The following is a 13,749-nucleotide window of genomic DNA, read 5'->3' as shown; positions in this document are numbered from 1 at the left end:
AATAGTAACTATTCATTAAGAGCTTTGTTTGGGCATTCGGGCGTAGATGCCACCCTCTTCTGATGCAGATATCGAAGCGGCGTAGTCCAAGTCAGTTTGATTGCTCGTGTTTGCCTCGCATCTGAATTGAGCATGCAAACAAAAGGCATACAAAAATCTCAAATACGAGACATCTCCACTGAACGCCGACGCTCCCACAAAAAATAAAATGACCGCCCGATTCAGGCGGCCAGCGCGAAACAGCGCGAGCATGACGAACCCGATGTGTGCCATACCAGCGAAAATGCCGAGTTCGGTGAATATTTCCAGGTGCTGATTGTGCGGATACACGAACGAGTCATAACTGAATTCTCCTAGTCCGATACCCAAAAACGGATGGGCCCTGAAATCTTCCAAGGCATGTTCAGCGAGCAATGAGCGCACCCCGATTGAGCCATCGTCTACGTCAGCCACTTCACCTGTCAGTACGCGTGCAACCGCAGCGAAGCGCGATTCCATGAACAGATAGATCAGCTGGTCGTAGAACAAGACATAAACGACCGTCAAAAGCAGCACCCCAAGAAGTACGTACTTGAGATTTTTTCGCAACGAGTTGAGGAGAAGGACAAAAGCGGCAACTGCAAATGCAACGGCTGCTCCTTTCGATTCAGTCCAAAGCAACGCGCATATGAACACGACTAACAACAATCCCCAGAAAACTTTGCGTCGCTCTTCCCATAAATTCAGTGACAGAAGCGCACAAAAGCCCATCAGCCAGCCATAAACGATCGGACCGTTAAGTAGAAATTTAACTTGCCGATCGAATAAACCGAACTGCACTTTGTAGGCGATGGTTGCAATGAGAATGATTAGAGCGCAGCATAAGAAGGCGGCTTGAAATTCTTGTTCCCCATAGCGGGCATAGCCTTTTTCTATGACCAGTGCAACAATTACGGAGCAAAGTAATGCTCCGTCGATCTTCTCTAGTGCATAAGAGATATTGCTCGAGTGAAGCAGACCCAAGCACATGAATATGAGTCCGAAGCACAGGAACGTGGCAATCAGAGCCAATGAAGAGCGCGAGATGGGATTGAAGATGCCGAGGAATATCACGATCACGAGCATCCCACCTTTCACACCAGCCTTGACGGCATCTCCATCTGCATATGGGATGACTCCGCCGGATACCAGCATTAGATATACGAAGGTGGCCAGCAGGAGCGCGCAGATTTGCTTGCTCATTTCACTTCGCAATCCGCGTTTTGTGAAGACACCTTTCTAAGATCCCTTGCAAACGACCAGACCCGGCATCCAGCCCACAATACGTATGAGACGCAGACTGAAGCGAATGTGCTCCAGATTCCGCTCAGCGCGGCATGCACAACCAAGTACGGAAAGATGCAGTCGACAGCACCGGTGGCCAATTGCAGCGGTCGCGTGGAACCGCGGCGTCTAAATCCGACATGAGCGGCGCAAAAGTAACTGAGTGTAGTGACAACTGAGAAAGCAAACAACGCGATCGGGAATTCCGCGAAAGTCGCCGCTCCAATTAGCACAGCGAGCCTCGCTAAGAAAATTCCTCCCTGCAGATAAAAGCCTGATTTTTGACGACTACTGATCGTGAGAACAGAAAAGGCGGAGTCAAAAATGAACTTTTGTGCGAGGAAAAGTATTACCCATGCCGCAACAAGTCCGGACGAAGCCCATTTTTCTCCGAAGATGAAATGAAACGAGGCATTGGCGATCAGTGCGCCGATAGTTACCACTGGGGATAGCACAGTGGCGAGCGATAGCAGTCGCTCTGCATAGGCGTCGGAGTCCTTGTCGACGAAGCTACGCGCATGGGAAAAAAGCGAGGCAGACAATGCGCTTGAAACCATACCAAAGGGCGTTATTAGTACGCGCTGAACTAGAGCATATAGCCCTGCTGCAGTTGGCGTGAAAAGTAGCGCAATTGCAATTGTGGGGGCGTGTGTGTTCGCAATGGAAATGATGGAGGCCGGCGCTCCGTATTTTGGAAAGTTCTTATAGACTTTTAGTTGGGCAATTGCCTCACGCCAGTCGCACTTCCGAATCGTTCGGAGGATCGGCAAATCCTTCAACCTTGAGAGGCCAGCAGAGACACCAACGATCTGCCCGATAACCAGTCCGGCACCGCCAAGTCCGGCAATGCCCAACCCTATTTGGACGGATGCTCCGCCGATCGCTTGAAGGACTCGCGTCTTGGCGATTAGCCCGTGATCATTGCTTCGGAGTCGACGATAAAACGCGACGTTATAGAGTCCGAGTGTCACAACACCAATAGGTAACGCCCAACCAAAGATGCGCGCGATGTCGGGAGAAACAGTTTTTCGGAGCGTCAAGACCCCCAATCCTGAAAGCAGTGCGCTAAGCAAGACGATGCAAATCGAGGCTGCCATCAAGCTCTCCGCCTCGGACTCCTGCTTAACCAATGGGATTGCTGTTTCGTATCGCAGAGCCGAAACTGACGAGATTACGTAGAGGATCGCCGTATAGGTACCTAGAAGGCCAAACTCCGTCGGGCCATAAAGGCGTGTCAGAAATGGCGATGCAGCTACGACAAATATCTGCCCCGCGATCGTTCCCGATGCTAAGACAAATGCGGTGCTCGCAATCTTTGCAAACATCAACTTTGGGCCTCCCAATGGCGCTCAATATTTATAGTTGGTGTAGTGGTAGCCGCTGTACTTGTAGCCAACGCCATACCCATAACGACGCCTGTTTGCATTTACGCCATTGAAGATCACACCCTTCGTCTTCACGCCGGTATCCAACAAGCGCTTGTTCGACTCGCGTAATTCACCTAATGTGGTGATTTCTGCGCGGGCAACCATGAAGACCGCGCCCGCGTGAGGCGCCAGGATGGCGGTATCGGACGCCGCAAGCACCGGTGGCGTATCGATCAACACCAAATCGTATTTCTTCGACGCGACTTGGATTAACTCGAGCGTCGCGGGTGACATCAATAGTTCCGCGGGGTTCGGCGGCAGGATGCCAGTACTCAGGAAGTCCACATTCGGCGTCATGTCGCGGTACAGAGCATCTTCCAGCGTCTGAGTGCCGCTCACCACTTCGCTCATGCCGCGCTCGCGTGGTAGGCCGAAGTACTGATTTAAATGCCCTTTGCGGAGGTCGGCATCGATGAGGAGCACTCGCTTGTTTGCAGCGCCCAGAACTGTTGCCAGGTTCACGCTTGTAAAGGATTTTCCGATGCCCGGCGTCGGGCCGGTGATCAGGATGACGTTGCTAGCTGCGTCCAGCATCGCAAACTGCAATGCGGTGCGCAGGCTGCGCAAGCTCTCCACCGCGGGCTCTTGCGGCGCGGTCAACGCCAGCACATGAGTGCCCTTCACCTTTTTTCCCACATCAAGCGCATGTTCGGCCTGAACGTCTGAATGCGGCACGCTGGCGAAGACATGCAGCCCAGTGTGCTGCTCGATCTCAGACGTGTCCTTTAGACCGGCGCGCAAGCTGTTGCGCAAAAAGGCCACCGCCAATCCCGATAGGAAGCCCAGCATTACAGACAGCACCAACACAAGCGCTTTCTGCGGCTTCACCGGTATCTTCGTCACGGCCGCGGTGTCGACAATGCGCACGTTGCCAACCTTGCCCGCTTTTACCAAACGCAATTGCTGCGAGCTGTTTAGCAGATTTACGTAAAGCTCGCTGTTTACCTTGACATCACGCGTGAGAGTCAGCAATTCCTGCTCAATGTCGGGCAACGTCTTTACCGTGCGATTGAGTTCATCCAGTTTCGATCTAATACTGGCGATCTGCGCGTCAACTGTCTGGATACTGAAGTGCTCGGGCGTGTAGAGCGCCAACAGCTCCTTGCGTTTTTGTTGCAAGGTAAGCAGATCTGTCTGGAGTTTGACCGCTGCATCGAGCACGGCCTTGCCCTCGGCATTCAAGTCAAAAGTACTGTTTTTATTCCGGAACTTATTGAACTTGCTTTCCGACTCCTCCATTTGTTTGCGCAACTGCGGCAGGAAGGTGCCAAGAAAGTCCAATGACTTCTCCGCCTCGGCCGCTTTGCGCTCAGTGTTCTGGCTTACATAAAGCGTCCCGATTTCGTTGAGCAAGCGCGCCACTTCGCGCGGGTCATCGCCTTCGAGGGTGGCGCGAATCACACCTGACTGCTTGCCTTCTTCAGTGATTTTGAGATCCTTCTGGAGATCCTCGGTGACCGCCAAGCGGAAGAAGCGCGTCAGGTTGAACATTGCACCGGGATTGCCGACTGCCTCACTGATCAGCAATTGACCTTTCTTGCCATCAACCATGTATGCGAGCGGGCGACCCACTTGCCCCTCGCCCACAACATCGTCGTCTGGGGACATCAGCACGTAGGCACCCTGCACGCCGAGGCGAACGCGAAAGCGCTTGCCTTCCAAATCACCAGGCACCTCAAACTGCTGCACCACCAAGACTTCGTTGCCGCTAACAAATCCACCCATCCCAAAGATGCCAGGGTTGGACGGTTCCTTCGCTCGCTTGGCGAGCCACTCACCTACTAAAGGCAAATAACGCGGCTTGACTTCCACGTCCAGCCGAAGGTTCTCGACAGCCTGATCCACGACGAGCCGAGAGCGAAGAATCTGCATTTCAGCAGAAGCCGGCGAACGAATGTCGAAGAGGCTACTCGCCTGCCCCAACATGCTCCCCATGGGATCACCCTTGCTGTCTTCAACTTGAATCAGGATATTCGACTGATATATCGGAGTACCAAACAAGGCGTACGTCGCGCCCAGCATAAGGGTCACCGCCATCACCGATGCAATCAGCCACCGGCTATCGAGCACCACATCCAGCAACTCAAGCAGATTTATCTCGTCGCCAGCACCAGCCGGCCGCGCTGCGCCGGCAGGCGCATTCGTCTGAGGGGAATTCATTAGCAGGAAAACTCAGTAAGACGTTTGTTCTTGTTGTCAAAAGACGAAGCGCATTCAGCCCAACTGGCGAATGCGCGGAGCCCAGGCGGCAACGCCGCGGGCAATGTCTGCATAAGCCGCCTCAAAGGCAGCCTTCGGTGCTTGGTACGGGTCGGCAATATCGAACTTGTCGATCTCTCCCAACCTGAAAACCTTCCCACGCACCAGCGGATAACGCTTTTCAAGTTCAGCCTTGTGGCCTTGCTCCATCACCAGAATCAGGTCCGCCGTCTGGCACATGAAGCTCGTGATCTGCTGCGCGCGATGCGCCGTCAGATCCACTCCATTCGCAGCAGCCACCGCGATCGACATCGGGTCCGCCGGGTCGCCCACAAGGGCACCCAAGCCTGCCGACCAGACCTTCTTCTCAGGAAACTCTCGAGCAAGCAGCGCCTCGCCGATCGGGCTGCGGCAGATGTTGCCAACGCAAACCACAAGGATGTTCTTCATCAGCGAACCACCGCGTTGCCGACACCCACCACTTGCGCGCTCGGCAGGATCAGATTGATCACGCGGCTCCAGCGCACCAGCGGGACGGGGTCCACATACACAACGTCGCGCGCCTTGAGCTCGAAGCCTTCAGCCAACGCGTACGACACGGGGTTGCTTCCATCGAGGTGGTAGACCTCGGCATCGCCGCCGGCCTTTGCACGCACGACATAGATCTGGCGCGGGTTGCCGCTGGTGGTGCTCACGCCACCCGACTCACCCAGCGCCTGGTTGAGCGACAGGCGTCCATTACGCAGCGGCTGCGCGGTCGGGCGCGTCACCTCGCCCATCACATACACCTTGGCATCGTCCTGGCTGAACACGCGCACCATGTCGCCCGCGCCCAGCATGATCTTGTTGGGGTTGATGCCCAGCGAAATCAGCTGGGGCATGTTCACCAGCGTGGTGGTGCCGTCGCGCGAAACGGTCACGGTCGAACGGTCAGCGTCCGCCGCAAAGCCACCCGCACGGCTGATCGCCTCGGGCAGGGTCATCGGGATGTCGTTCACCGCTTGCAGGCCGGGCGTGCGCACCGAACCGTCCACATACACGCGGCCATTGCGGAACGACTGGATCCGCACCGTCACCTTCGGGTCGTTGAAGTACTTCGACAGCCGCTTGACCAGTTGGTCGCGCACTTCGTATTCCGTCAGGCCGCCAACCTTGAAGTTGCCCACGTACGGAAACTGGATCTGCCCGTCCTGGCTCACGTTGTAGCCGTTGCTCACCGGCGAGCCGCTGGTGGCGTCGGTGGTGATCGAGCCCGCAGGCTGCAGCGCCAGGTCGGGGTGGTCCCACACGACGATGTTCAGGATGTCGCCGGCGCCAATGCGGTAGGCCGCGGCCGAGCCGAACAGGCGCTTGACGTCTTCGCCCACATCGTTGGCCTGCGCCGAACGCTGCTTGCGGATCAAGTCAGGCGTGATGCTCTGCAGTGCGCCGGCAGGTGCCGCGTCAGTGTCGGCATCCATCGCGGTGGCCGACGAAGCGCGCGTTTCTTTTTGAATGGCGTCGTCAAAGCTGATGCCGGGCGACATGGCGCAACCCGCCAACACCGAAACCGCGCCGATCAGCGAAGCGCGGCGCGCAGACGAACACAGCGAAGCAACTCGCAGCAAAGGAGTAATCAACATGTAGGGGTTGGGAAAACGAAGCGGCCGAGGCCGCGATGCCCGAAGACGTTGCAAATCGCTGGAAGCGATTCGCATATCGATATGAGTGTCACGGAACGTTTCCATGATTTTACATAGTTTTTACGTTTATCGAGACGCTGCCGTACGAATTCTCGGAACGTTCTCTTCGAAATAGCGAACATTCGCACGATCCGAATTGAAAGTTTTGTCAAGAACTGAGGCATTTGGTGTTACGCCTTGGCCGGTCGTCACGTAGTTGGCGCCGCCGCCCACCGCGGTCTCCACGCCGTACGACCAGCGCGGCGAGCCCGTCACCTGGATGTGATGGGTCGGGCTCATGTCCTTGCGTGGCGTGAGCGGAAACGAGATTTCGATGCCGGCAAAGTTGCGCGCATCGGGCTCCCACTCGAACTTGGTGCGCCGCACGTAAAGGCTCACGGCCACGTCGTGGAACCATTGCTTGATGCCGACCTTCACGCCGCGGTCGTTGTACATGAACTGCCCGGCGCTCGCCTCGAAGTAGGTGTGCGTCGGCATGTAGGCAAAGCGGTAGCTGCCCAGCAGCGCGCGTGACTCGATCGGCAGAAAGCGGTCGTATTCGGTGGTGCGTTCGAAGCGGCCGCCTTCCACGCCGAAGCGATGGGCGCCCTCGCCCGGCTCCCAGCGCAGTTCGCCATAGCCACCGCGGTAGTTGCTGTCGAAGCGGCCGGCCGCGACGTGCGCCGTGAATGCGTTGGCGCCCCAGCGCGTGGCAGCGTCCTGATTGCCTTGGCCGAACAAGGCCTCGACGGGCAGGCGCGCCACCTGGTGCATGAGGATGCGGTCGGTCGCGTCGACGATGCGACTCGCGCTGAACACCTTGCCGTCGCGAAAGTCGTCCGATTCGGCAATGGGCGAAACGTGGCTGACTTCGGCGTAGGCGCCCTTCCACAAGGGCTGCTGCACGGTCGCGCGCACGCCCACCGAGTAGTCGAACACGCCGTATTCGGTGCCCAGCGACGTGCGCAGCACCGGCTGAACGATGAGGCGCGCCGTGGCCCAGCTGGGAGCCGTGCCCTTGACGATCCAATCGGCGCCGTCGAGCGAAGCACCGATTTCCGAGGTGCCGGGCGTGAAGAAGCTCGCTGCCGTGCAGGCTGGCTTTTCGTAGGCGATCCACTGCGCGAGGCAGTCGGTCTGGCCACGCGCGCCGACGATGGCGAGTTGACGCTGCGTCAGCACCAAGCGGTAGCCCACGCGCGCATCCGCCAGTTGACGCGCCACCACACCCAGCGCCACGCCCAGGCCGTCGGCCGTGTTCACGTTGTAGGTCGCATTGTTGATCTGGACGGCGACAGCGCCATCCGACAGGCGACCCACCGACACATCTTCGAAGCCCTTGGCGACCAGCGCATCCGCCAACTTGCGCAACTGGGCGTCGCCCACGCGCGCAGCTTGCGTGGCGGGTTGGTTGTCAGATGCGGAAGCACCCGTCGAAGCGGCGGGCGCAACCGCCTGCGCCACCGGCACGATCAGCGGCGCCGAAACAGGCAAGCCCGCCGAAGAGAACTCACGCGCGGGTGCAACGGGTGCTGGCGCGGGCGCAGAAACCATGGCGCCCGGCGCGCTCCGCGTCGAAGCAGCGGCAGATGCAGCAGACGCAGTCCGCTCCGTCGACACCTTGTAAAGCGGCACCGTCAAACCGATGTCGTACCAGCTACGCGCCGTGCGTTCATCGCCATACACCCGGAAGTTGGCGCCAAGATGCGCAGCCCAGCCATCAGGCAACCAGCCAGCCGGCGCAAACACACGGGCACCGGCCCAAGCGTGCTTGTCGACGTATTCCACCTGGCCCTGCAACCACGACCAAGGCCGATAGGCGGCACTCGCAAACGGACCGTCCAGCGGCGTCGAAGCGCGACGCGGATTGCTTTCGCTGCGCTGCGCATAACCCGCGCTCAGGTCGAGTTCACGCTGGCTGCCGGCGGTGTACGTCACCACGCCATAGGCCGTGCGAAAGAAAGTGGCCGCGCCACCGAGGTCCGTCGCGCCCACGGCCACGTTCCAGCGACGCGGGTCGTCCAGCGCGATGCCGGCCTTGAAATTGAAGGACAGGTCCCGAACGCCGCAAGGCTCGATGTAGCAGTTGACGCTCATCGTGTTCGCGGCCAAGCGGCCGGTTACTTCCAGGTTCGGCAGCAGGCCGAAGCCGGCCACGAAGTTGCTGCCGCCCGTGTCGTAAAAGCGGCTGACGGGCGCACCCACGACGTCGTTGCCATAGGCGAGCCCCATCGTGCCCCAGCGCAAGAGCTGCGCAGTCGGCGTCACCGACAAGCCGGTGAAGCCGGATGCACTGAGCACGGCGGTTGGCTGCTGCTGCGCAAGCGCAGGCGGTGCGGCCAAGGCCAGCAGGGCCATGCCTGCGCCTACATCGAGAACGCGTCCCATCAAATCGAAACCAGTTAGTTACAAAAGAGCGCCCCGAATAAAGCCAAAGGGCAGTCATCGACTGCCCTTTGGCGTTGGGGGCTCGCGAGGAGCGGAGGGCTCTTAGCCGCCTGCGCCGGTCGCGCCCGTGGCGCCGCTGCCGGGCACCGGCAGGGTGTTGCCTTCGGTCTTGGCGTCGGCCAGGACGCCAGCCTTGACGGAGCCGTCGGCGTTCTGCATCACGTCGGCGGTCTTGTCGAGCACCTTGTCGAGGTCGGAGCCAATGGCGAAGGTGGCGGATTCGAAGTTGAGCGAATCTGCGGCCGCGAGGACTGCGTTGGCCTGGTCTTCGGTCATGCCGCCAGCAATCAGCTGGGCCTTGATGACTTCGACGACGGCGTCGCGGTACGACTCGATCGTGGCTTCCGACGACACGTTGGCAGCAAAGGTCGCATCAGCGCCAGCCTTGGCCAGGAACTGGTCGATGGTCATCGAACCCGTGCCGGTGCCCGCGGCGGCCAGCATGACTTCGACGAGCGCGTCGGTCAGCGGCGTGAAGTTGGCCGACGTGCCCTTGAAGAGCACGCCGCGGTACTTGGCCGCGCCGAGCGTTGCCGTGCCCACGCAGGGGTAAACGACGTTGCCCGTGGCGTTGTAGCGGCCATTGCCGTCGGTCGTGCCCGTGAGCTTGGCGTGGTTCGCGCATTCCATGGAGACGCTCGCGCCCACCAGCGCAGCACCCTTTGCAGCCGTGCCGGAAACCGTCACGTTGGCGCCGGCGCCGTTGCCGCCGTTGTCGCCACTGCCACCACCGTTACCACCGCCGCCACCGCCACAGGCGGCCATCGATGCCAGCGCCACAGCGCATGCCAGGAACTTGATCCCGTTCACGTTCACGAGTTTTTTCATTGAAATTTCAGAAATAAAGGCTGCAAAGTTGCTCGAAAAGAAGGTGTTGCGGGGCCCAGAAGACCTGAGAGAAGCCAAGCACCGCGGGACGACAGCCTGCTTTCCACACTTTCACATTCCTTTCAAAATGTATTCTAACGGGGCAAAAACGGACTTCAAAAAACTTTGCTTGGCCGAGCCGTTCGCTGCGAGTAGTACGAAATAGTTGCTTGATGGCGTAGGAAAGTTCGCGTTTACCCGTGCGTTGACGCTATTTGCGACACATCGACTTGCTGAATCAGCGGTCAGTAGCAACCGATGCAAGTCCTTTGTATTCGTGATTTTTTAACGACTTTTGTGCAACAAAATGATTCAGTTGCACTTGCGCAACGCCTTGCCGGTTAGCCCGACCCCCAAAACATCTCATTCAGCGAGACGAAAAGCGTTAATTCGAGATAACCTTCGCTAACATTTCGGCGTAAGCACTCGCCCACAACGGGCGGGGCTGTGATGGGAGAACACGCATGGCGAAGTCGATGCTTCCTGGGGCCCTGTCAATGGGCCGGCTGCGCTGGTTGGGCTGGGTCGCCCTTCTTCTGATGCCGCTGCTTCTGGCGGCTTGCGGCGGCAGCCATCATCCCCATCCACGCGGCACTTCGCCGTCGATCACGGATCAACCCACCAGCGTGACGGTGACCGTCGGCCAGAGGGCCAAGTTCGAGGTCACCGCGGCGGGCTCAGGGCCCCTCGCCTATCAATGGCGCAAGAACGGCGCGGACATCGCCGGGGCCACCGACTTCAGCTACACGACCCCCGCCACGACCACGGCCGACAACGGCGCGTTGTTCGTCGTCGTGGTGAGCAATGCGCTCGGTTCGGTGACGAGCAATGCGGCCACGCTCACCGTCGGACCCGTGGCTGTGGCGCCCGTCATCACGACGCAGCCGGCGGCCATCAGCGTGGTCGCGGGCCAATCGGCCGCCTTCAGCGTGGTGGCGAGCGGCACCGCGCCCCTGGCCTACCAGTGGCGCAAGAACGGCGCGGCCATCGCGGGCGCCACCAGCGTGAGCTATTCCATCCCGGCCACCGCGATAGCGGACAGCGGCGGCCTCTATTCCGTGGTCGTCACCAACACCGCGGGCAGTGCAACCAGCGGCGACGCCCTGCTCTCCGTCACGTCCACGCCCGTTGCGCCGACGGTGACGACCGAGCCCGGCGACGCCACCGTCAACGAGGGGCAAACCGCCACCTTCACGGTGCTCGCGGCGGGCACCGCTCCGCTTGCCTACGAGTGGCGCAAGAACGGCACGCCGATTGCCGGCGCCAACCTGGCCAGTTACACCACAGCCGCGACGGTGGCCGCGGACAGCGGGTCGACCTTCAGCGTGCAGATCACCAACGCAGCCGGCGGCGCGGCCAGCCGGGCGGCCATCCTCACCGTCACGGCGGCACCCGTGCCGCCCGCCATCGTCACGCCGCCCGCGAGCGTGACCGTCACGGCCGGACAGGCGGCCAACTTCACCGTCACCGCGAGCGGCACGGCGCCGAGCTATCAATGGCTGCGCAATGGCACGCCGATCGTGGGCGCGAATTCGGCGACCTACGTCCTGGCGACGACCAGCGTGGCCGACAACGGCGCCGCCTTCAGCGTGACCGTCAGCAACGCTGTGAGCAGCGTCACGTCGCCGACGGCAACGCTCAATGTGCTGCCTGCGTGGACCGGCATTCGCCAAGCCGGCGCGCCCTTCCCGAGTGACCCGGTGACTTCGCCCATCAGTTCTGCCAACGCGGTGGCAACGGATCCACAGGGCAACGTGGTCATCGGCGGCTACACGACGGGCGTGTTCACCGATGTTGCCGATGCGGGCGCCACCAAGCCTTTTGTCGCCAAGTACAGCGCCAGCGGCTCGCTGCTGTGGCAACGGCAGGTGCTCGACGTGGCCGGCAACACCAGCGTGTTCGAAGCGGTGAACGGCGTGGCCGTGGATGGCGGCGGCAACATCTACGTCACCGGCCAGACGCTGACAGTCGTCGCCGGCGAAACGCCGGTCGCCGGAACCGACGTCTTCGTCGCCAAGTTCGCGCCCAACGGCGACCGGCTCTGGGTACACCTGTTGGGATCCAGCGAAAACGATGTCGGCAACGGCGTCGCCGTGGATGCGGCGGGCAACGCCTTTGTCGTCGGCTCCACCGCAGGCGCGTTGCCGGGGCAAGCGGCGCCGGTGGGCTTCACCGACTACTTCATTGCCAAGTACAACACCGCGGGCGTCCGCTCGTGGGTGCTGCAGGGGCAGTTCAAGACCACCGCGCAGGCAGCGGAGCCCCTGACGTTCCATGAGGCGCACGGCGTGGCGGTGGATGCTGCTGGCAACGCTTACCTGGCTGGATGGACGCAGTCCAGCCCGAGCGGCCGCAACGGCGCCTATGCCGCCAAGTTCGACACCAACAGCGTGCTGCAGTGGCAAACCCAACTGGGCGGCGAAACGCTCGCCACCAACCTCGGCTTGCCCGTGCGGGGCGACGCCATCGCGGTGTCGGCCGACGGCAGCAAGGTCTATCTGTCCGGGCACACCAACGCCGACTTCGACGTGTCGGGCACGCCGGCGGTGTCCCCCAACCTTGCGCAGGGCGATGCCTTTGTTGCGGCGTTCAACGGAACCGGCGTGCGCCAATGGGTTCACAACCTGTCGTCGGAAACCGTGGGCGCGGACTTCTTTGACGACGAAGCCTTTGGCGTCGCGACCAACGCCGACGGCTCGGCCGTGTTCATCACCGGCTTCACGGGCGGCACGCTGCCAGGCGAAACATCCAAAGGCGGAGAAGACATGTTCGCGGCGCGCTACGACGCGGCTGGAACGCGCCAGTGGGTGAAGCAATACGGCCCCACCCTGCCGGCGACCTCGACCAGAAACGATCGCGGGCTGGGCATCACGCTGGACCTGCATGGCGATGTGTTCGTGTGCGGCACCACCATCGGCACCTTCGGCACGCCGGGACGCACGACCGATCGCAACGACTGGTTCGTGCTGAAGATGAAGCCCGCGGACGGCAGCCTGTATTGAGTGCGCCTTCAACCGTGGCGTGACGGGCCCCTTCGTCATCCGCGCGAGGGATGCGCCTGTTGGAGGCGCGTTCTACATTCGCTGCGGGACGAAGGGAACCATGAAGCTGCGCCGTTTCTTTGTTGGCTTGACGTTGGCGAGCGGTCTGCTCGCGGCAACGACGCAGATCCATGCCATGGACGTCGAGTTTGCATTCCGCTGGGACCCCTCCGTGGGTGGCCCTCCATCGGCGTCGGCGGTCAAGGCGCAACTTGCCCCGAACGGCAAGGTCGACGATGAAGACCACTTCAAGATTCGATACGCCACCGACGCAAAGTCACCCGCCAACCTGACCGTCACCAAGACGATTCTTCGCACCCGCCTGCGGACCAACAAGCTGCGACACGAGTTGACCTACAAGGTCCGCAACGATTCTCCCTTGCCTCCCGCGCCAAGCTTTGAAGGCAGCGCATGTCCCGCAGGCGAAGCGACCGAAGAGCCGAAGACCGAAATCGACATCACCTTCAACGCCCAGGATGTGGCGCGCGCCTATTCGCGCAGTTGCACCGTCGAGTCGAAGAGCAAGGCCCCACCGGTGCCCGAGGCCTTGAACGCGCATTTCGCGCCTTGTGAAAGCAGCATGACGCGCCTGACCATCAAGAGAAAGAACCGGCCGGATTTGAAGATCGAGGAATGGACACTGCCCGGAAATCGTCGCGCCATCGAGGTGTCGCAAGCCGGCGAGGATTCACCCCAGGCCATCGGCGCATTCAGGAAAAAGGTCGTCAGCCCCCTCGCCAAGAAAGGCGCGATTGCGCTGCCTGACACCAAGACGGAACTGGGAAGCCAGTGCGGTGGCTGAGG

Annotated in this window: 9 protein-coding genes; 2 read left to right on the top strand and 7 right to left on the bottom strand. The window is 60.6% G+C overall.

Features of this window, described 5'->3' with window-relative positions; translation table 11 throughout:
- Positions 1-15: 15 nt before the first annotated feature.
- From QTI66_RS01125 to QTI66_RS01095, 7 genes are all read right to left on the bottom strand, one after another.
- On the bottom strand, positions 16-1,221 hold the full coding sequence (locus tag QTI66_RS01125) for an O-antigen ligase family protein (protein ID WP_286556877.1): 1,206 nt from the start codon (positions 1,219-1,221) through the stop codon (positions 16-18).
- Positions 1,218-2,627 (bottom strand): lipopolysaccharide biosynthesis protein, encoded by a 1,410-nt coding sequence (locus QTI66_RS01120; protein ID WP_286556876.1) that lies wholly within the window; start codon positions 2,625-2,627, stop codon positions 1,218-1,220. The genes QTI66_RS01125 and QTI66_RS01120 overlap by 4 nt, the downstream gene beginning before the upstream one ends.
- A 24-nt stretch (positions 2,628-2,651) precedes the next feature.
- The gene (locus tag QTI66_RS01115) at positions 2,652-4,889 is read right to left on the bottom strand and encodes a polysaccharide biosynthesis tyrosine autokinase (RefSeq protein WP_286556875.1); all 2,238 of its coding nucleotides are present in this window, start codon (positions 4,887-4,889) and stop codon (positions 2,652-2,654) included.
- A 54-nt stretch (positions 4,890-4,943) separates the two neighbouring features.
- The gene (locus QTI66_RS01110) at positions 4,944-5,381 is read right to left on the bottom strand and encodes a low molecular weight protein-tyrosine-phosphatase (RefSeq protein ID WP_286557788.1); all 438 of its coding nucleotides are present in this window, start codon (positions 5,379-5,381) and stop codon (positions 4,944-4,946) included.
- On the bottom strand, positions 5,378-6,454 hold the full coding sequence (locus QTI66_RS01105) for a polysaccharide biosynthesis/export family protein (protein ID WP_286556874.1): 1,077 nt from the start codon (positions 6,452-6,454) through the stop codon (positions 5,378-5,380). The genes QTI66_RS01110 and QTI66_RS01105 overlap by 4 nt, the downstream gene beginning before the upstream one ends.
- Before the next feature lie 222 nt (positions 6,455-6,676).
- Positions 6,677-8,947 carry a YjbH domain-containing protein gene (locus QTI66_RS01100; protein ID WP_286556872.1) on the bottom strand — a complete coding sequence of 757 codons (2,271 nt, stop codon included), beginning with the start codon at positions 8,945-8,947 and terminating at the stop codon, positions 6,677-6,679.
- 132 nt (positions 8,948-9,079) lie between these two features.
- Positions 9,080-9,865 carry a hypothetical protein gene (locus QTI66_RS01095; RefSeq protein ID WP_286556869.1) on the bottom strand — a complete coding sequence of 262 codons (786 nt, stop codon included), beginning with the start codon at positions 9,863-9,865 and terminating at the stop codon, positions 9,080-9,082.
- 503 nt (positions 9,866-10,368) lie between these two features.
- On the opposite strand from QTI66_RS01095, the gene QTI66_RS01090 reads away from it, so the two are divergent.
- Positions 10,369-12,906 carry an SBBP repeat-containing protein gene (locus QTI66_RS01090; protein ID WP_286556868.1) on the top strand — a complete coding sequence of 846 codons (2,538 nt, stop codon included), beginning with the start codon at positions 10,369-10,371 and terminating at the stop codon, positions 12,904-12,906.
- Between the two features lie 100 nt (positions 12,907-13,006).
- Entirely contained in the window at positions 13,007-13,747 is a 741-nt protein-coding gene (locus tag QTI66_RS01085) for a hypothetical protein (RefSeq protein ID WP_286556867.1), read from the top strand.
- Positions 13,748-13,749 lie beyond the last annotated feature (2 nt).

This window comes from Variovorax brevis, from assembly GCF_030317105.1.
Lineage (GTDB): Bacteria > Pseudomonadota > Gammaproteobacteria > Burkholderiales > Burkholderiaceae_C > Variovorax > Variovorax brevis.
The sequence above is the reverse complement of the archived record's forward strand: the minus strand, read 5'-3'. Positions and strand labels throughout refer to the sequence as shown.